Origin of the sequence: Citrobacter sp. R4 (assembly GCF_026719175.1) — a bacterium.
GTDB classification, from domain to species: domain Bacteria; phylum Pseudomonadota; class Gammaproteobacteria; order Enterobacterales; family Enterobacteriaceae; genus Citrobacter_A; species Citrobacter_A sedlakii.
Genome location: NZ_JAPPSU010000013.1, coordinates 81,155 through 100,004 on the forward strand (window position 1 = coordinate 81,155; position 18,850 = coordinate 100,004).

Annotated in this window: 16 protein-coding genes; 6 read left to right on the top strand and 10 right to left on the bottom strand. The window is 57.0% G+C overall.

Annotation, left to right across the window (positions count from 1 at the left end):
- Positions 1-33: 33 nt before the first annotated feature.
- The 6 genes from menA to priA form a co-directional block, all read right to left on the bottom strand.
- Positions 34-960 (bottom strand): 1,4-dihydroxy-2-naphthoate polyprenyltransferase, encoded by a 927-nt coding sequence (menA, locus tag OOJ60_RS20825; RefSeq protein WP_042292589.1) that lies wholly within the window; start codon positions 958-960, stop codon positions 34-36.
- A 66-nt stretch (positions 961-1,026) separates the two neighbouring features.
- A complete protein-coding gene (gene hslU, locus OOJ60_RS20830; protein WP_042292592.1) occupies positions 1,027-2,358 on the bottom strand; it encodes an HslU--HslV peptidase ATPase subunit in 1,332 nt (443 codons plus the stop codon).
- Between the two features lie 9 nt (positions 2,359-2,367).
- Complete coding sequence (hslV, locus tag OOJ60_RS20835) at positions 2,368-2,898, bottom strand: ATP-dependent protease subunit HslV (RefSeq protein ID WP_042292596.1); 531 nt, start codon at positions 2,896-2,898, stop codon at positions 2,368-2,370.
- Positions 2,899-2,989: 91 nt separating this feature from the next.
- Positions 2,990-3,967: a cell division protein FtsN gene (gene ftsN, locus OOJ60_RS20840; RefSeq protein WP_205613124.1), complete on the bottom strand. Its 978-nt coding sequence runs from the start codon at positions 3,965-3,967 to the stop codon at positions 2,990-2,992.
- Between the two features lie 86 nt (positions 3,968-4,053).
- Entirely contained in the window at positions 4,054-5,079 is a 1,026-nt protein-coding gene (gene cytR, locus OOJ60_RS20845; protein WP_060571005.1) for a DNA-binding transcriptional regulator CytR, read from the bottom strand.
- Between the two features lie 156 nt (positions 5,080-5,235).
- Complete coding sequence (gene priA, locus OOJ60_RS20850; protein WP_205613125.1) at positions 5,236-7,434, bottom strand: primosomal protein N'; 2,199 nt, start codon at positions 7,432-7,434, stop codon at positions 5,236-5,238.
- A gap of 257 nt (positions 7,435-7,691) precedes the next feature.
- On the opposite strand from priA, the gene rpmE reads away from it, so the two are divergent.
- On the top strand, positions 7,692-7,904 hold the full coding sequence (rpmE, locus tag OOJ60_RS20855) for a 50S ribosomal protein L31 (RefSeq protein WP_012907796.1): 213 nt from the start codon (positions 7,692-7,694) through the stop codon (positions 7,902-7,904).
- A gap of 54 nt (positions 7,905-7,958) precedes the next feature.
- Here the strand turns inward: rpmE and metJ are convergent, their stop codons facing one another.
- On the bottom strand, positions 7,959-8,276 hold the full coding sequence (metJ, locus tag OOJ60_RS20860) for a met regulon transcriptional regulator MetJ (protein WP_012907792.1): 318 nt from the start codon (positions 8,274-8,276) through the stop codon (positions 7,959-7,961).
- A gap of 275 nt (positions 8,277-8,551) precedes the next feature.
- Here metJ and metB point away from each other — a divergent pair, with 275 nt between their 5' ends.
- Positions 8,552-9,712, top strand: coding sequence for a cystathionine gamma-synthase (metB, locus tag OOJ60_RS20865; RefSeq protein WP_042292605.1), 1,161 nt, complete (start codon positions 8,552-8,554; stop codon positions 9,710-9,712).
- Positions 9,713-9,714: 2 nt separating this feature from the next.
- Positions 9,715-12,147 (top strand): bifunctional aspartate kinase/homoserine dehydrogenase II, encoded by a 2,433-nt coding sequence (gene metL / locus OOJ60_RS20870; protein ID WP_042292609.1) that lies wholly within the window; start codon positions 9,715-9,717, stop codon positions 12,145-12,147.
- 111 nt (positions 12,148-12,258) lie between these two features.
- On the opposite strand, the gene OOJ60_RS20875 is transcribed toward metL, so the two are convergent.
- On the bottom strand, positions 12,259-12,630 hold the full coding sequence (locus OOJ60_RS20875; RefSeq protein ID WP_042292612.1) for a carboxymuconolactone decarboxylase family protein: 372 nt from the start codon (positions 12,628-12,630) through the stop codon (positions 12,259-12,261).
- 90 nt (positions 12,631-12,720) lie between these two features.
- On the opposite strand from OOJ60_RS20875, the gene OOJ60_RS20880 reads away from it, so the two are divergent.
- The 3 genes from OOJ60_RS20880 (at position 12,721) to katG (ending at position 17,022) form a co-directional block, all read left to right on the top strand.
- The gene (locus tag OOJ60_RS20880; RefSeq protein WP_205613126.1) at positions 12,721-13,608 is read left to right on the top strand and encodes a LysR family transcriptional regulator; all 888 of its coding nucleotides are present in this window, start codon (positions 12,721-12,723) and stop codon (positions 13,606-13,608) included.
- A 177-nt stretch (positions 13,609-13,785) separates the two neighbouring features.
- A complete protein-coding gene (metF, locus tag OOJ60_RS20885) occupies positions 13,786-14,676 on the top strand; it encodes a methylenetetrahydrofolate reductase (protein ID WP_042292615.1) in 891 nt (296 codons plus the stop codon).
- Between the two features lie 165 nt (positions 14,677-14,841).
- Positions 14,842-17,022, top strand: coding sequence for a catalase/peroxidase HPI (gene katG, locus OOJ60_RS20890; RefSeq protein ID WP_042292618.1), 2,181 nt, complete (start codon positions 14,842-14,844; stop codon positions 17,020-17,022).
- Between the two features lie 49 nt (positions 17,023-17,071).
- On the opposite strand, the gene gldA is transcribed toward katG, so the two are convergent.
- Entirely contained in the window at positions 17,072-18,175 is a 1,104-nt protein-coding gene (gldA, locus tag OOJ60_RS20895) for a bifunctional L-1,2-propanediol dehydrogenase/glycerol dehydrogenase (RefSeq protein WP_042292621.1), read from the bottom strand.
- Positions 18,176-18,187: 12 nt separating this feature from the next.
- Positions 18,188-18,850 (bottom strand): fructose-6-phosphate aldolase, encoded by a 663-nt coding sequence (gene fsa, locus OOJ60_RS20900; RefSeq protein ID WP_042292623.1) that lies wholly within the window; start codon positions 18,848-18,850, stop codon positions 18,188-18,190.

An 18,850-nucleotide genomic window follows, 5' to 3' on the forward strand; every position in this document is an offset into this window, starting at 1 on the left:
CAAAATCATCAATTGTTAATTGATATTTGTCAGTTATCTGCCCCACTGACTTAAGATAATCCCTACAATAAACAGCAGGTTAGTCAGCAATGCCGCTTTTACGGTGCGTTCCAGCATGGGACGCATGGCCGCCGGGTCCATCTGGCGCATGACGTAACGCGACTGTTTTACCAGCAGCGGCGCGGCCAGCAGGAACAGCCAGCCCCACGGACTTTGCAGGGAAAGCAGATTGAACAGCGCCAGGCAGACCAGCGTTCCCATCAACAGACAGGCGTGATAACGGCGGGCGTTTACCGCGCCTAAGCGGACCACCAGCGTGTTTTTGCCGTTCTCGCGGTCGCTGTTGATATCACGCAGGTTATTGATGTTCAATACCGCCGTTGCCAGCAGGCCGCAGGCGGTCGCTGGCAAAATCAACGCCGGGATCAAGGTGTGCGCCTGCAGGTACCAGCTTCCCATCACGCTGAGCCAGCCGAAGAAAACCAGCACGGAAATATCACCCAGACCAATATAACCATACGGACGATTACCTACGGTGTAAGTGATGGCGGCGATAATCGACAGCCCGCCGAGCACGAGGAAACCGACAAAATCAGTCAGGGTATGGCAAGCCACAGCCACCAACGCCAGCCCTGACAGGCAAATGAGCGCCACGGTGATAATCAGCGCGCGTTTCATCTCCTGCTGGGTAATCACCCCTTTTTGCATTCCGCGCAGCGGCCCGATGCGGTCCGGCTTGTCGCTGCCTTTTACCGCGTCGCCATAGTCATTGGCAAGATTCGACAGGATTTGCAGCAGCCCGGCGGTAATTAACGCCAGCAAGGCCACCAGCGGATCGAAATATCCCTGCCACCACGCCAGCGTGGTGCCGACGATAATGGCCGCGAAGGCCAGCGGCAGGGTTTTGGGTCGTAAACTTTCCAGCCAGGCCTGAGTGCGGCTAATGTGTTGTTCAGTCATAGTTAGCGCCAATAAAAATGGGGCCTTTCAGCCCCATCAACAGTGATGAAAATGCATTGAACGCGATTATAAGATAAAACGGCTCAGATCTTCATCTGCGACCAGCGCATCCAGATGTTTGCTCACATAATCCGCATCAATTGTTATGCTTTGGCCATTCAAATCGCTCGCATCGTAGGAAATATCTTCCATCAGACGCTCCAGAACGGTGTGCAAACGACGGGCGCCGATGTTCTCGGTGGTTTCGTTCACCTGCCATGCGGCTTCGGCAATGCGCTTAATACCAGAATCGGTAAACTCAATGTTCACGCCTTCGGTCGCCATCAGCGCTTTGTACTGAACGGTAACGGAAGCGTTCGGTTCGGTCAGAATGCGTTCGAAGTCGCTGGTGGTCAGCGCCTGAAGCTCGACGCGAATCGGCAGACGACCCTGCAGCTCCGGGATCAGGTCAGACGGTTTCGCCACCTGGAATGCGCCAGACGCGATAAACAGAATGTGATCGGTTTTGACCATACCGTGTTTGGTGGAGACGGTGCAGCCTTCTACCAGCGGCAGCAGGTCACGCTGTACGCCTTCACGGGAGACGTCCGGACCAGACGATTCGCCGCGCTTACAGATTTTGTCGATCTCGTCGATAAACACGATCCCGTGCTGCTCCACGGCGTCGATGGCATCCTGCTTAAGCTCTTCCGGATTCACCAGCTTGGCCGCTTCTTCTTCGATCAACAGCTTCATCGCGTCTTTGATTTTCAGCTTACGCGGTTTCTGTTTCTGTCCGCCGAGGTTCTGGAACATTGACTGCAGCTGGCTGGTCATCTCTTCCATTCCCGGCGGCGCCATGATTTCAACGCCCATTGGCGCTGCGGCAAGGTCGATCTCGATTTCTTTATCGTCGAGTTGGCCTTCACGCAGTTTTTTACGGAATGCCTGGCGCGCCGCAGACGGCTCGGCCTGCTGTTCCGCCTGGCCCCAGTTGTTTTTTGCCGGCGGGATCAGCACGTCGAGAATGCGCTCTTCCGCCATCTCTTCCGCGCGGTAGCGGTTTTTTTCGATCGCCTGTACGCGCACCATTTTGACGGCGGCGTCGGTGAGATCGCGAATAATGGAGTCGACTTCTTTACCAACGTAGCCGACTTCGGTGAATTTGGTCGCTTCAACTTTGATGAACGGCGCGTTGGCCAGTTTCGCCAGACGACGGGCGATCTCGGTTTTACCGACGCCGGTCGGGCCAATCATCAGGATATTTTTAGGCGTCACTTCATGGCGCAGCTCTTCGTCGAGCTGCATACGGCGCCAGCGGTTACGCAGCGCAATCGCCACGGAGCGCTTGGCGTTATCCTGGCCGATGATGTGCTTGTTCAGTTCGCTGACGATTTCGCGTGGGGTCATTTCAGACATGGGAGATCCTTACGCTTTAGAGGTCAATTCTTCGATGGTGTGGAAGTGGTTGGTATAAATGCAGATATCGCCTGCAATATCCAACGCTTTTTCAGCAATGTCGCGAGCGCCGAGCTCGGTGTTTTCCAGCAGAGCGCGCGCCGCGGCCTGGGCGTAGGGACCGCCGGAGCCGATGGCAATCAGATCGTTTTCAGGCTGCACGACGTCGCCATTACCGGTGATGATGAGCGACGCGGTTTCATCGGCAACCGCCAGCAGCGCTTCGAGCTTGCGCAGCATGCGATCGGTACGCCAGTCTTTCGCCAGCTCAACGGCGGCTTTGACCAGGTGACCCTGATGCATTTCCAGCTTGCGCTCAAACAGTTCGAACAGCGTGAATGCGTCCGCGGTGCCGCCCGCAAAGCCCGCAATGACTTTGTCATTGTACAGGCGGCGCACTTTCTTCACGTTGCCTTTCATTACGGTATTACCCAGCGTGGCCTGGCCATCGCCGGCGATAACCACATGGCCGTTACGGCGTACGCTTACTATTGTTGTCACGAGCAGACCCCTTGGTTACAAATGCAGAATACAAGCCCCGCACGGTGTACGGGGCATAATGCAACTATAGATGGGGGGGATTTTGGGGGTTTCAACCCCCGGCGGCGAGTCGAATGCAGTTTGTGTGGCCAGCCATCTTCAGACGGCTCAGGGTGCTGTCGGCATTTTCTTTGCCTTTCACCGGCCCGATAACCACGCGATTCCAGCCGTTGTTGGTGGTGATTTTGGAGTCAAAGCCTTCGAAAGCCAACTGGGCGCGCACGGTTTCCGCCTGTTCAGCGCCTTTAAAGGAACCGCATTGCACCATCCAGCGACGCTCGTCTTTTTTCTCAGCGGCAGGCTTAGGCGCATCTGGCGCACGGGAAATCGGCGCGGCCTGCTGCGTTTTAGGCTGCGAAGCGGCGGTATGCGCCGGTGTCTGCAACAGATCCTGATACGGCTGCTGGGACGCCGTTTGCTTCGGCTGCGAGGTCTGCTTCGGCGGCTGTTGTACCGGCGCTGACTGAGCCGTACGCGTTTGCGGCTGTGTCTGGGTTCGCGGCTGCTGTACCGGCTGCTGTACCGGCTGCGTGTACTGCTGCTCAACCTGACGCTGTTGAGCCTGACGTTGCAGCGTTTGCTGACGCTGTTCCGGCGTCTGCTCGTTCCACGGTACTTCGTTGAGCTGCGTAGGCTGCTGGCGCATATCTGCCTGCATCTGCGCCAGTAACTGTCGCTGTTCGTTGGTCAGTTGATCCGGTTTCATCACTTCACCGCCTGCGGACGGTTCCGTTGGCGCACGTACGCCAGGCTGGCGGCTTTCCAGTTCCTTGATGTAGCGCCAGCGCTCTTCCGGTTTCGGCGGCAGCCCGTTGCCCGTCACTTTCTGGCTCTGCAACGTTTCTGATTCTTCTTTTTTGTGATGCGTGATGAAGTACAGACCACCGATAAAGGCCACAAGGACGGCGGCGGCAATGGCGACCATTGCGGGCGATACCGCAGACGTGTTGCGTTGCTTTTTCCGTGAGGTGCTCTTTTTGCGCCGCGAAGGTGCCGGTTGGCCGCGACGTACATAATCTCGTTGTGCCACTATCGTTTCGCTGTATTTATTCGTTCGTCAGCCCGCCATGTTACTTAAGCGGCGGGCCTTTGACCAGACGCGGGTGTCTGAAAGGTTTACGTTAAGGCGCGAGTGGAGCCCCTGAGGATCAGTTCGCAGTCCATTAAACGCGAGCCACTGCTCACATTTTGCCCCTGCATCTGATCGAGCAACAGCAGCATTGCTTCGCAGCCGATTTGGAAACGCGGCTGTGCGACCGTCGTCAGCGGCGGATCGCAAAATTCTGACAGGGCGATATTGTCGAAGCCAATGATCGACAGATCGTTTGGCACTTTCATTCCCTGGCGTTTGGCCCAGGAGAGCGCGCCTAACGCCATCACATCGCTATGGCAGAATACCGCCGTCGGCGGCTGCGGCAGCGCCATCAGCTGTTTTAACGCATTGCCCCCCGCTTCGTAAGTGAAGTCGCCACGGGCGATATAGTGCGGGTCGACGGTAATACCGCAGCGGCGCAACGCCTGCACATAACCCTGCAGGCGATAATGGCACAGCGGCATCTCTTCCGGCCCGGCAATACACCCGATGCGCTGATGCCCCAGCTCATGTAAATAATTCACGGCATCAAAGGCGGCGGTCAGGTTATCGATATGTACCGTAGGAAGCTCCAGCTCTGGGGCAAATTCGTTTGCCATCACCATCGGCGGCAGATTGCGCTGTTCTTCAATACTGGCGTCAAACGGCAGGCGCGAACCGAGCAGCAGCATCCCGTCGATTTGCTTGGTGATGATGAGGTTAACGAACGTTTTTTCCTGCTGGTTCTGATGCGCGCAGTCGCCAATGAGCACCAGATAGCCATGACTTGCGGCGGTGATCTCAATGCCCCGGATGATCTCGCTAAAGAAGGGATCGCAAATATCCGGCACAATCACCAGGATCGTCCGTGATTCATTTCGTTTAACGTTGCGTCCCGCCGCCTGCGGTAAATAGCCCACTTCCATTGCGGCCTGTTCGACCCGGTTTCGGGTGGACTGGGAGACTTTTTCCGGGTTCATCAGCGCGCGGGACACGGTTGCCGTTGAGACTTTCGCCTTCTCGGCAACATCTTTCATTGTAGCGGCAACAACCTGCTTCTTCGGTTTCACTCTTTCTCCTCGCCAGGGTAATCCGGCGCAGCACTATCCCTGTTGAAATCACATCGAAAACATTTTTATCAGATAGCGAATGGAAACGGTTACAGAATTTTCATAAAAAGTGTGATGGGTGTTGAATTTTACGATCCGCCTCGCATCGTGAAGGCGTTATCCCTCGATCGGATCGACATCCAGCACCCATTTCACCTTGCGCGCGTCCGGCAGCGTGTTGATGAGCGCAAGGGTGCCGCTGACAATATGCTGCAGGCGAACCCGTGAAGGATGCTGCAATAAAATCTGCCAGCGATAGCGTCCGCCGCGCTTTGGCGCCAGCGCAGGAACCGGGCCCAGCACCCACAGTTTCTCGTCTGCCAGGGGGCTGGCCTGAATCAGATTGCGCAACTGCTGTAAAAACAGCGGGGCCAACTGATTGTTATGGTCTTCCGCCCGCACGATGACGTGGCTGGTCCACGGCGGCAATTGCATCGTCTGACGTTCCGCCAACGCTTGCTCGGCAAACGCGTCATAGCCCTTATGCAGCAGCGTCTGGAGCAGCGGATGTTCCGGATGATGGGTTTGCAACACCACTTCACCCTGTTTGCCTGCGCGCCCTGCGCGTCCGGACACCTGGGTATACAGTTGGGCAAACCGTTCAGCGGATCGGAAGTCTGCGGAAAACAGCGCGCCGTCTACGTCGAGCAAGGCGACCAGCGTGACGTCCGGGAAGTGATGGCCTTTTGCCAGCATTTGCGTGCCAATCAGGATCCGCGCGCCGCCGCGATGCACTTCCGCCAGATGTTGCTCCAGCGCGCCTTTGCGACTGGTTGTGTCGCGGTCGATACGGGAAATCGGCACCCCGGGGAAGAAGGGCGCCAACGCCTGTTCAAGCTGCTCGGTGCCTAAACCGACCGGCACCATGTGTGTAGAGCCGCAGGTTGGGCACTGGCGCGGCACAGGGCGCTGGCTGTCGCAGTGATGGCAGCGCAGGTGATGCTGGGCCTGATGGAGGGTGTAGTAGTGATCGCAGCGCGGGCATTCGGCAATCCAGCCGCAGTCATGACATAGCAGCGCGGGTGCGAAACCCCGACGATTGAGGAACAGGATCACCTGGTTGTCTGCCTGCAAATGCTGGCGCATCCGGGCGATCAGCGCTGGCGCTAACCCGGCCTGTATCTGCTGGCCCTTTAAATCCAGCACATGCTGCGTGGCGGGACGGGCATTTCCCGCACGCCGCGTCAGACGCAGCAGACGGTATTTTTTCTGCCGAACGTTACACAGCGTTTCCAGCGCGGGCGTAGCGGAACCGAGGATAATCGGAATGTGTTCGCTATGGGCGCGATAGACGGCCAGATCGCGCGCATGATAGCGCCAGCCTTCTTGCTGTTTATAGGAACTGTCGTGTTCCTCATCAATCACGATGACGCCCAGGTTTTTGAACGGCGTAAATAAAGAAGAGCGCGTACCGATTACAATCGCCGCCTCGCCGTTTTTCGCTTTCAGCCAGGCGGAAAGGCGTTCACTGTCGTTAAGACCGGAATGCAGCACTTCCACCGGCGCGTTGAAGCGTTCGCGAAAGCGGGCGATGGTCTGCGGCGTCAGGCCAATTTCCGGCACCATCACCAGCGCCTGCTTTCCCCGGGCGAGGACGTTTTCCAGCACGCTCAGGTAGACTTCTGTTTTACCGGAGCCGGTGACGCCTGCCAGCAGCCAGGCGGAGAAACTGTCCGAGGCGCTATGAATTGCGCCTACGGCGGTGGCCTGTTCTGTGTTCAGACGCAAACGATCGCCGCAAACCGCGTAACCGGCGCGCCAGTCGCTAAAGCCCGGTGTTTCGCTTGCCAGCTCGCACAGACCTTTTTTACGTAGCGCCTGTAGCGCGGTGTCGTTAAATTCGAGGTCCGCCACCTGGTCGCGCCAGATTTTACCCTGCCGCAGCGCCGCCAGCGCCTGTTGCTGTTTGGGTGAACGCTTTAAGCTGTTGAGGTCGACCGCCTGACCGTCTTCGGTGGCGAACCAGTACCACATTGGCGCATTGGTTGCCGGTTTCCCCTGGCGCAGCAGAATGGGTAGGGCATGAAACAGCACATCGCCGATAGGATGATGATAGTAATCCGCCGCCCATATCAGCAGCCGCCAGACGGACGGCGAGAAAACCGGTTCGCCGTCCAGCACCTCAACCACCGCTTTGAGCTCATTCAGCGGCAGTTCGCTCTTGTCGCTGACCGACACGACGATCCCGACACGCTCCTGCTGCTTGCCAAACGGAACGCGCACGCGACACCCGGCTTTGACGTTCATCCCTTCCGGCAGAAGGTAGTCAAAGGTGCGGGGAAGCGGAACGGGTAAGGCAACGTGCGCAACGGGCATGACATCATCCTGACTTGAAATCTGGCGGGTTAGTATACACATTAGTTGCGGTGGACAAGTGAATCAGTTTGCATGAGCTGGCTAATTTCTGTATGATTCGCCGCCTTTGATGCAAATTGATCGCGTCAAAAATTGACCATTACCCGAGAATTTCGCGCTGCTGGTGTAGAGTGGAAGGCGACGGGAAATAATTAACATCGCGTGGTGTCTGGCGTTAGGGCTGGAAGAGCGACGCGGCCTTAAACTGAGGTTTCCCCATGAAAAAAGATATTCACCCGAAATACGAAGAAATTACTGCTACCTGTTCTTGCGGTAACGTCATGAAAATCCGCTCTACCGTTGGTCACGATCTGAACCTGGACGTGTGCGGTAAATGCCACCCGTTCTACACGGGCAAACAGCGTGACGTTGCAACCGGTGGCCGTGTTGACCGCTTCAACAAGCGTTTCAGCATCCCGGGCAGCAAATAAGATTCTGCTGTCAAAGAAAAAAGCGCCGAAAGGCGCTTTTTTTGTCTCTGTAAATCAGTATTCCCACGTCTCCGGATCGATACCCAGTTCACGCATGATTTCTTTTGCCGCTTCCGGGATCTCGTCGCTGCGCTCTTTTCGCAAATCTTCATCGTTCGGAAGAGGTTGCCCGGTAAAGGCGTGCAAAAACGCTTCGCACAGCAGCTCGCTGTTGGTGGCGTGACGCAGGTTGTTCACCTGACGACGCGTACGTTCATCGGTGAGGATTTTTAACACCTTCAGAGGAATGGAAACCGTAATTTTCTTAACTTGTTCACTCTTCTTACCGTGCTCAGCGTATGGGCTGATATATTCGCCGCTCCATTCAGCCATGAGATACCTTAATCCTCTTTGTCATTAATATGGGGCCAGACCACACGCGGTGTGGCTATCAGCCGGAATTCCGCATAGTTTACCGTACAGGCGATCCCATGACACGGGTAAAGCGCCTGTAGTTGTGCGCTAATGCATATAATTTTAACGGCTATTTGCAGTTTGCTCAATCTATACGCAAAGAAGTTTAGATGTCCGGATGTATTGACGTCTATTGTCACAATGTTTACTCTGAAGCCTGACTTTTCACCGACTCAGCTCAGGAACACCCTAACATGACGCGTAAACAGGCCACTATCGCAGTGCGTAGCGGGTTAAATGACGACGAACAGTACGGTTGTGTCGTCCCGCCGATTCATCTTTCCAGCACCTACAATTTCACCGGTTTTAATGAACCTCGCGCTCATGACTATTCTCGCCGCGGCAACCCGACGCGCGATGTGGTTCAGCGTGCGCTGGCGGAACTGGAAGGCGGTGCGGGCGCGGTGTTGACCAATACCGGCATGTCGGCGATCCATCTGGTCACGACGGTATTCCTGAAGCCTGGCGACCTGCTGGTGGCGCCGCACGACTGCTATGGCGGCAGCTATCGCCTGTTTGACAGTCTGGCGAAGCGTGGGTGTTATCGCGTCCTGTTTGTCGACCAGGGCAACGAGCAAGCGCTACGGGCCGCGCTGGCGGAAAAACCGAAGCTGGTACTGGTAGAAAGCCCGAGCAATCCGCTGTTACGCGTGGTGGATATTGCGAAGATCTGCCAGTTGGCGCGGGACGCCGGGGCGGTGAGCGTCGTCGATAACACGTTTTTAAGCCCGGCGTTGCAAAATCCGCTGGCATTGGGCGCCGATCTGGTGTTGCATTCATGCACGAAATATCTGAATGGTCACTCTGACGTGGTGGCGGGCGTGGTGATTGCGAAAGATCCGGATACCGTTACCGAACTGGCATGGTGGGCGAATAATATCGGCGTCACTGGTAGCGCCTTTGACAGCTATTTGCTGCTGCGCGGGCTGCGCACGCTGTCGCCGCGCATGGAAGTGGCGCAGCGTAACGCGCAGGCGATTGTCGATTACCTGCAAACCCAGCCGCTGGTGAAAAAACTGTATCATCCATCACTGCCGGAAAATCAGGGCCATGAAATTGCCGCGCGCCAGCAAAAAGGCTTTGGCGCGATGTTGAGTTTTGAACTGGATGGCGATGAGCAGACGCTGCGTCGTTTCCTCGGCGGGCTGTCGTTGTTTACGCTGGCGGAATCCTTAGGGGGAGTGGAAAGTTTGATCTCTCACGCCGCGACGATGACCCATGCAGGCATGGCGCCCGAGGCGCGCGCTGCCGCCGGGATCTCCGAGACGCTGCTGCGTATCTCCACCGGTATTGAAGATGGCGAAGATTTAATTGCCGACCTGGAAAATGGCTTCCGGGCTGCAAACAAGGGGTAAACATGAGTGTGATTGCGCAGGCAGGGGCGAAGGGTCGCCAACTGCATAAATTTGGTGGCAGTAGTCTGGCTGACGTGAAGTGTTATCTGCGCGTGGCGGGCATTATGGCGGAATACTCACAGCCTGACGATATGATGGTGGTTTCCGCCGCAGGCAGCACCACCAACCAGTTGATTAGCTGGCTGAAACTCAGTCAGACCGATCGCCTCTCTGCGCATCAGGTGCAACAAACCCTTCGTCGCTATCAGTGCGATCTAATCAGCGGTCTGCTGCCTGCCGATGTGGCGGACAGTTTGATCAGTCTGTTCATCAGCGACCTGGAACGTCTGGCGGCGCTGCTGGACAGCGGCGTCACCGATGCGGTCTACGCGGAAGTGGTCGGCCACGGCGAAGTCTGGTCCGCGCGGCTGATGTCCGCGGTACTCAATCAGCAGGGAATGGAATCCGCCTGGCTGGACGCGCGCGAATTTCTCCGCGCCGAGCGCGCCGCGCAGCCGCAGGTCGACGAAGGTTTATCTTATCCGTTGTTGCAACAGTTGCTGGTGCAGCATCCGGGCAAACGTCTGGTGGTCACGGGTTTTATCAGCCGCAGCAATGCGGGTGAAACGGTACTGCTGGGGCGCAACGGTTCTGACTACTCGGCGACGCAGATAGGCGCGCTGGCGGGCGTTTCCCGGGTCACCATCTGGAGCGACGTCGCCGGGGTTTACAGCGCCGATCCGCGCAAGGTGAAAGATGCCTGCCTGCTGCCCCTGTTGCGTCTGGATGAAGCCAGCGAGCTGGCGCGTCTGGCCGCGCCGGTGCTGCACGCGCGCACGCTTCAGCCCGTTTCCGGCAGCGATATCGATCTGCAATTACGCTGTAGCTACACGCCGGATCAGGGGTCCACGCGCATTGAACGTGTGCTGGCCTCCGGGACAGGCGCGCGTATCGTTACCAGTCATGATGATGTGTGCCTGATTGAGTTTCAGGTGCCCGCGAGCCAGGACTTTAAGCTGGCGTATAAGGATATCGACCAGATCCTGAAACGCGCGCAGGTGCGTCCGCTGGCGGTGGGCGTCCATCACGATCGTCAACTGCTTCAGTTCTGTTACACCTCTGAAGTCGCCGACAGCGCGCTGAGGATCCTTGACGAGGCGGGCTTACCGGGAGAACTGCGCCTGCGGCAGGGGCTTGCGCTGGTGGCAATGGTCGGCGCGGGGGTCACCCGCAACCCGCTGCACTGCCACCGTTTTTGGCAGCAACTAAAAGGTCAGCCGGTCGAGTTCACCTGGCAATCGGAAGAGGGCATCAGCCTGGTCGCGGTGTTACGTACAGGCCCGACCGAAAGCCTGATTCAGGGCTTACATCAGTCTCTTTTCCGCGCCGAAAAGCGTATCGGTCTGGTGCTGTTTGGTAAGGGCAATATTGGCTCCCGTTGGCTGGAACTGTTTGCCCGCGAGCAGAGCACGTTGTCGGCGCGTACCGGGTTTGAATTTGTGCTGGCGGGCGTGGTGGACAGTCGCCGCAGCCTGCTGAACTACGAAGGACTGGATGCCAGCCGTGCGCTGGCGTTCTTTGGCGACGAAGCCGTTGAACAGGATGAAGAGTCGCTGTTTTTATGGATGCGCGCGCACCCCTACGATGATCTGGTGGTGCTGGACGTGACGGCGAGCGAGCAACTGGCGGATCAATATCTCGACTTTGCCAGCCACGGTTTTCACGTTATCAGCGCCAATAAACTGGCCGGGGCGAGTAACAGTGACAAGTACCGGCAAATTCACGACGCGTTTGATAAAACGGGTCGCCACTGGCTGTATAACGCCACCGTGGGGGCCGGATTGCCAATCAACCATACCGTGCGCGATCTCATCGACAGTGGCGATACCATTTTGTCGATCAGTGGGATCTTCTCCGGTACGCTCTCGTGGCTGTTCCTGCAGTTTGACGGCACCGTGCCGTTCACCGAACTGGTGGATCAGGCCTGGCAGCAGGGGCTGACCGAGCCGGACCCGCGTGTGGATCTGTCCGGTAAAGACGTGATGCGTAAGCTGGTGATTCTGGCACGTGAAGCAGGTTACGATATCGAGCCGGATCAGGTGCGCGTCGAGTCGTTGGTACCTGCGCATTGCGAAGAGGGCTCCATCGACCATTTCTTTGAAAACGGCGATGAGCTGAATGAGCAGATGGTTCAGCGTCTGGAGGCCGCCCGCGAGATGGGGCTGGTGCTGCGCTACGTGGCGCGTTTTGACGCTAACGGTAAAGCGCGCGTAGGCGTCGAAGCCGTGCGCCCGGAGCATCCGCTGGCGGCGCTGCTGCCGTGTGATAACGTGTTTGCCATCGAAAGCCGCTGGTATCGCGACAACCCGCTGGTGATCCGCGGGCCGGGCGCGGGACGCGACGTGACCGCCGGGGCGATTCAGTCGGACATCAACCGCCTGGCGCAACTGTTATAACCTGTGTTGCAGGCCGGAGGGCGGTTTCGCCTTATCCGGCCTGTATCAGCGTTGTCATCGGGCGCGATACCGGCTGGCGATTTATGTAATTTGCCTGTGGTCGACGCTATTTTATTGTCGGGCAAAAACCTCTTTTGCGGCGAACAGCCCGTTTAGCGCAGCCGGAAATCCGGCGTAGACCGCCATCTGCATCATGACTTCAATGATTTCCGCCTGCGTGAGTCCGACATGTAAGGCGGCTTCGATATGCACTTTTAGCTGCGGCGCGGCGTTGCCCATGGCGGTTAATGCCGCGACCGTGGCGATTTCCCGACTGCGTAAATCCAGCTCTGAGCGGGAATAAATGTCGCCAAACGGAAATTCAATCAGATAGCGGGCGAAGTCCGGCGCGATATCCCGCAAACTGTCGATAACCGCATCGCCGCCTTTACCGTCTACCTGTTGCAGCATCTGCCGGCCCTTTATAAAACGCTCGGAATACATGGTCTTTTTCTCCTGGTGCACAGAATGTGGCGTGAGGATAGGATGTCCGAAAAAATATCGATAATACCGTTTTCGTGATACCTTTTTGGTATGACACCACCGCTGATACATGCTCTGGATATCCGTCTGCTGCGCTACTTTTCCGTGGTAGCAGAAGAGAACAACATGAGCCGTGCGGCGCAGCGATTGTTTATGTCGCAGCCCCCACTGAGCCGCCATATTCGCCAGCTTGAAGAACGGCTGGGGGTAACGCTTTTTGTTCGTCATACCAAAGGGTTAACGTTGACAGAAGAAGGGCGGCGGGTGCTTGAAATCGTCGGTCCTCTGCTGGAGATGCAGGAAAAAACCTACGCGATGCTGCAACGGGTCGCACAACGCGGCGATCGCGCGCTACGACTGGGATTAAGCACCGCATTCGAACAAGGCGTGTTTGCACCGCTGGAAACGCAGTTGCGCACGCGCGTGCAGCGACTGCATATCGTACGCCACGGATCGCCAGAACTTGCGCGCCTGGTGCGCCGGGGCAAGCTGGATGCCGCGCTGGTGGCGCTACCGCTGGAGACCGCCGGGCTCGCTGTTACGCCAGTAGACTGGCAGGAGCCGCTGATAGCCGCACTGCCCGCCAGCTGGCCGGAAGCGGAAACCGCCTTACTTTCCCTGAAGGAGCTGAATCACCGACCGTTATTCTGGTTTAAGCGTGAGCGCAATCCGGCGTTCTTTGACTACACGCGGAAAATTTTTCATCGCGCTGGCTATTTCCCCGCCTGTATAGAAGAACCGCTGGAGCACGATGTGCTGCTCGCCCGCATCGCCCACGGCGACGGTCTGAGCTTACTTCCCGCGTCGTTCGCCGCTATTCAGCGCCGGGGCGTAGTTTTCCGCCCGCTATGCAACGGTGAACTGACGCTTCAGGCTGGCCTGGCGACGCTGCCAGAGGACGTTGCGCAGTGGCAGTGGCTAGCGTCAGTCCGGTTCTGATACCGGGGTATCCCTGGCGTCATGAATTATTTTCATCTTCCCTGAGTTTTCCTCAACTTTTACGCTGATTTTTAGGTTGACGGCATCGCACTTTTCCGTCATTTTTACATCTGGACGTCTAAACGGATAGATGTTCACAACACAACATATAATGACACGCGATTGATGAGGTAAGGTATGAGCTTTTTTCACGCCAACCAGCGGGAAGCCCTGAATCAGAGCCTGGCGGAAGTCCAGGGTCAGATTAACGTTTCGTTCGAGTTTTTCCCGCCGCGCACCAGTGAAATGGAGCAAACCCTGTGGAATTCTATCGATCGCCTGAGCAGCCTGAAGCCGAAGTTTGTGTCGGTAACGTACGGAGCCAATTCCGGTGAACGCGACCGTACGCACAGCATCATTAAAGGCATTAAAGATCGTACCGGGCTGGAAGCCGCGCCGCATCTGACCTGCATCGACGCGACCCGCGATGAACTGCGTACCATCGCCCGTGACTACTGGAATAACGGCATTCGCCATATCGTTGCCCTGCGCGGCGACCTGCCTCCGGGCAGCGGCAAGCCGGATATGTACGCAACTGACCTGGTCAGCCTGCTGAAAGAAGTGGCGGATTTTGATATCTCCGTAGCGGCCTATCCGGAAGTGCATCCGGAAGCGAAAAGCGCTCAGGCAGATCTGTTGAACCTGAAGCGTAAAGTGGATGCTGGCGCCAACCGCGCGATTACCCAGTTCTTCTTTGACGTCGAAAGCTACCTGCGTTTTCGCGATCGCTGCGTTTCGGCAGGCATTGATGTGGAAATTATCCCTGGCATCCTGCCGGTCTCTAACTTTAAACAGGCGAAGAAGTTCGCGGATATGACCAATGTGCGTATTCCGGCATGGATGTCACAAATGTTTAACGGTCTTGATGACGATGCGGAAACACGGAAGCTGGTCGGCGCCAATATTGCTATGGATATGGTTAAGATTCTCAGCCGTGAAGGGGTAAAAGATTTTCATTTCTATACACTTAACCGCGCGGAGATGAGTTACGCAATCTGCCACACACTGGGCGTCAGACCTGCCCTGTAAATACCCCAGCCCTCCCAGGAGGGCTTTTTTACGCCTCGTTTTGATCCACATCTTGTTAACGTAAAATATAAAAGGTATCGACTATCGAATCTGTGGATTATATCGACTATATCTAAGCTCCTGTGGTGTATATCGTAACGGTAACATTGAAAAGGGAGCTGAGATATGAGCACGTCTGACGATACCCATAACACCTTATCCACCGGAAAATGCCCGTTCCATAAGGGCGGTCACGACCAGAGCGCTGGCGCAGGAACCACCAGCCGCGACTGGTGGCCTAACCAACTTCGCGTGGACCTTCTGAATCAACATTCCAATCGTTCCAACCCGCTGGGTGAGGACTTTGACTACCGCAAAGAATTCAGCAAATTAGATTACTCCGCTCTTAAAGGCGATCTCAAAGCGTTGCTGACCGAATCGCAACCGTGGTGGCCTGCCGACTGGGGCAGCTATGCCGGTCTGTTTATTCGTATGGCCTGGCATGGCGCGGGCACTTACCGTTCGATTGACGGACGAGGCGGCGCAGGTCGCGGTCAACAGCGCTTCGCCCCGCTGAACTCCTGGCCTGACAACGTCAGCCTCGACAAAGCACGTCGTCTGCTGTGGCCAATCAAACAAAAATACGGGCAAAAAATTTCCTGGGCGGATCTGTTTATTCTGGCGGGCAACGTGGCGCTGGAAAACTCGGGCTTCCGCACCTTTGGCTTCGGCGCAGGACGTGAAGACGTCTGGGAACCGGATCTCGATGTGAACTGGGGCGATGAGAAAGCCTGGTTGACTCACCGCCACCCGGAAGCGCTGGCGAAAGCGCCGCTGGGCGCCACTGAGATGGGGCTGATCTACGTGAACCCGGAAGGTCCGGATCACAGTGGTGAACCATTGTCTGCGGCGGCGGCTATTCGTGCCACCTTTGGCAACATGGGGATGAATGACGAAGAAACCGTCGCGCTGATCGGCGGCGGACATACGCTTGGGAAAACCCACGGCGCGGCAGCTGCCTCTCACGTTGGGCCGGATCCGGAAGCGGCACCGATTGAAGCCCAGGGCTTAGGCTGGGCAAGCTCTTTTGGCAGCGGTTCAGGCGCGGATGCGATTACCTCCGGTCTGGAAGTTGTATGGACGCAAACCCCAACCCAGTGGAGCAATTACTTCTTCGAGAACCTGTTTAAATACGAGTGGGTGCAAACGCGCAGCCCGGCAGGGGCGATCCAGTTTGAAGCGGTGGATGCCCCGGAAATCATTCCGGATCCGTTTGATCCGTCGAAGAAACGTAAGCCGACGATGCTGGTGACCGATCTGACGCTGCGTTTTGATCCGGAATTCGAAAAGATTTCCCGTCGCTTCCTCAACGATCCGCAGGCCTTTAACGAAGCCTTCGCCCGCGCGTGGTTCAAATTAACGCACAGGGATATGGGGCCGAAAGCGCGCTATATCGGTCCGGAAGTACCGAAAGAAGATCTGATCTGGCAGGATCCGCTGCCACAGCCGGTTTATCATCCAACCGAAGAAGACATCATTAACCTGAAGGCGGCGATTGCATCTTCCGGCCTGTCCGTCAGCGAACTGGTTTCTGTTGCCTGGGCGTCGGCGTCCACCTTCCGCGGCGGTGACAAACGCGGCGGCGCCAACGGTGCGCGTCTGGCTTTAGCGCCACAGCGCGACTGGGATGTTAACGCCACGGCGGCGCGCGTATTGCCGGTGCTGGAAGAGATTCAAAAGTCGACGGGTAAAGCCTCTCTGGCCGATATCATCGTGCTGGCCGGGGTGGTGGGCATTGAGAAGGCGGCGAGTGATGCTGGCGTGAGCATTGGCGTACCGTTTACGCCGGGCCGGGTGGATGCCCGTCAGGATCAGACGGATATCGAGACCTTTGAACTGCTTGAGCCGATTGCTGACGGTTTCCGTAACTACCGTGCGCGTCTGGATGTCTCCACTACCGAGTCACTGCTGATTGATAAAGCACAACAGCTTACCCTGACCGCGCCGGAGATGACGGCCCTGGTCGGCGGGATGCGCGTGCTCGGCACAAACTTCGACGGCAGCCAGAACGGCGTCTTCACTGACCGTGTCGGCGTACTCAGCAACGATTTCTTCGTGAATCTGCTGGATATGCGCTACGAATGGAAAGCGACCGATGAGTCTGGCGAACTGTTTGAAGGACGCGATCGCCTGAGCGGCGAAGTGAAGTACACCGCAACCCGCGCTGACCTGGTGTTTGGTTCTAACTCCGTGCTGCGTGCGCTGGCTGAAGTGTATGCCTGCAACGACGCTCGCGAGAAGTTCGTGAAGGACTTTGTCGCGGCATGGGTGAAAGTGATGAATCTCGACCGTTTCGACCTGCTGTAAATGTAAGCCTGGATGCCGGATGGCGTTAGCGTCATCCGGCAAACTCAACTTATTCCCACTCTTGCAGGTAGCGCTGACCGTATTGATCGGCCACCAGCAGGGCGGCATACACTTCGTCCGGCGTCGCACCGCCAGGCATGTTATGGATCGTTTCTCCTTCCGCACAGGCGGCTTCTGCCACAGTGCGCATTTTCGCCGGAATATCCTGTTTAATATCCAGTTGCGCCAGTGTGATTGGTAGACCGACGGAGTGACACAGCGCGGCGACAGTTTCAATTTCTTCTACCGGGGCATTTTCCAGCACCAACTGCGTCAACGTACCAAACGCCACTTTTTCACCATGATAGTAGTGATGCGCATCAGGAATCGCCGTCAGGCCGTTATGGATCGCGTGGGCTGCCGCCAGACCTCCACTTTCAAAACCGACGCCGCTCAGGTAGGTGTTCGCTTCGATTACGCGCTCAAGAGCGGGCGTCACAACGTGCTGCTCGGCGGCCAGCATCGCTTTTTCGCCTTCTTCCAGCAGCGTGTTGTAGCACAGCTCAGCCAGCGCCAGCGCGGCCTGGGTGCATTTCCCTCCCGCCATGGTAACCGCGCCGCTACGTGAACAAGCGCGCGCTTCAAACCAGGTTGCCAGCGCATCGCCAATACCTGCGGCTAACAAACGCGCCGGGGCGCCAGCGACAATTTTGGTGTCGACGATTACCATGTGCGGGTTATGCGGCAGCATCAGATAACGGTCGAATTCTCCGGCGTCGGTGTAGATAACGGAAAGGGCGCTGCATGGCGCATCGGTGGAGGCAATCGTCGGCGCGATAGCGACCGGCACGTTCATAAAGTGTGCAAGCGCTTTTGCGGTATCAAGCGTTTTACCCCCGCCGATGCCGAGCACTGCCGCACATTGCGCTTTTTCAGCCACGTCGCGCAGTCGGTCAATCTCGTTCTGGGAACATTCGCCGCCAAACGGTGCGATTTCCAGCGTCAGTCCGGCGTCCTGGATGCTTTTTTCCAGCGCGCTCTGGGCGAAACCCAGAACAAATTTGTCGCCGACAACCAGCCAGCGTTCCGCCAGCGGCTTGAGGTAGTCGCCAAGACGTGTGATGACATCTGCTCCCTGGATGTATTTACCAGGTGATTGAATAATGCGATCCATACGTTATCCCCTTTACAGGTTGATGTTTCCGAAAGCGTTTTTCCAGTCTTGCTCAAACTTCTCAATAGCCGACTGTACCGCAGGGGTATCAAGCATTTGTTGCGCTACATCTAAAGGAAGGGTGATCGCTTCGCAACCTGCCAGCAAACAGTCCAGCGCCTGGCGGGGGGTTTTGAAACTGGCCGCCAGCACTTTGCTGTCCGGGGCGTGCAGTTCCAGCAGCGTTTGCAGTTCCTGCACCGTACGGATGCCGTCTCCGCCCTGCGCGTCGACGCGGTTGACGTAGGGCGCGACGTATTTTGCGCCTGCCAGCGCGGCCAGCAGCCCCTGCGATGCGCTGTAGACGGCGGTGCCGAGGGTGGTAATCCCTTCGGTTTTCAGTTGCTTGATTGCGGCCAGTCCTTCGGACGTCACCGGGATTTTCACCACAATGCCCGGTATGGCGTTGTTCAGTCGCTTCGCTTCGCTCACCATGCCCTGCGCGTCGCGGCTCATGGTCTGGGCAAACAGAATGCCGGTTTCGCCAATGGCGTTTTGTAAGCGAGGCAGTACATCCCAAACAGACTCTTTACTTGCCGCCACAATGCTCGGGTTGGTGGTCACGCCCGCAATCGGGAAGATGCGTGCCAGACGTTCGACTTCCCGCACATTGGCGGTATCTAAATACAGCTCCAT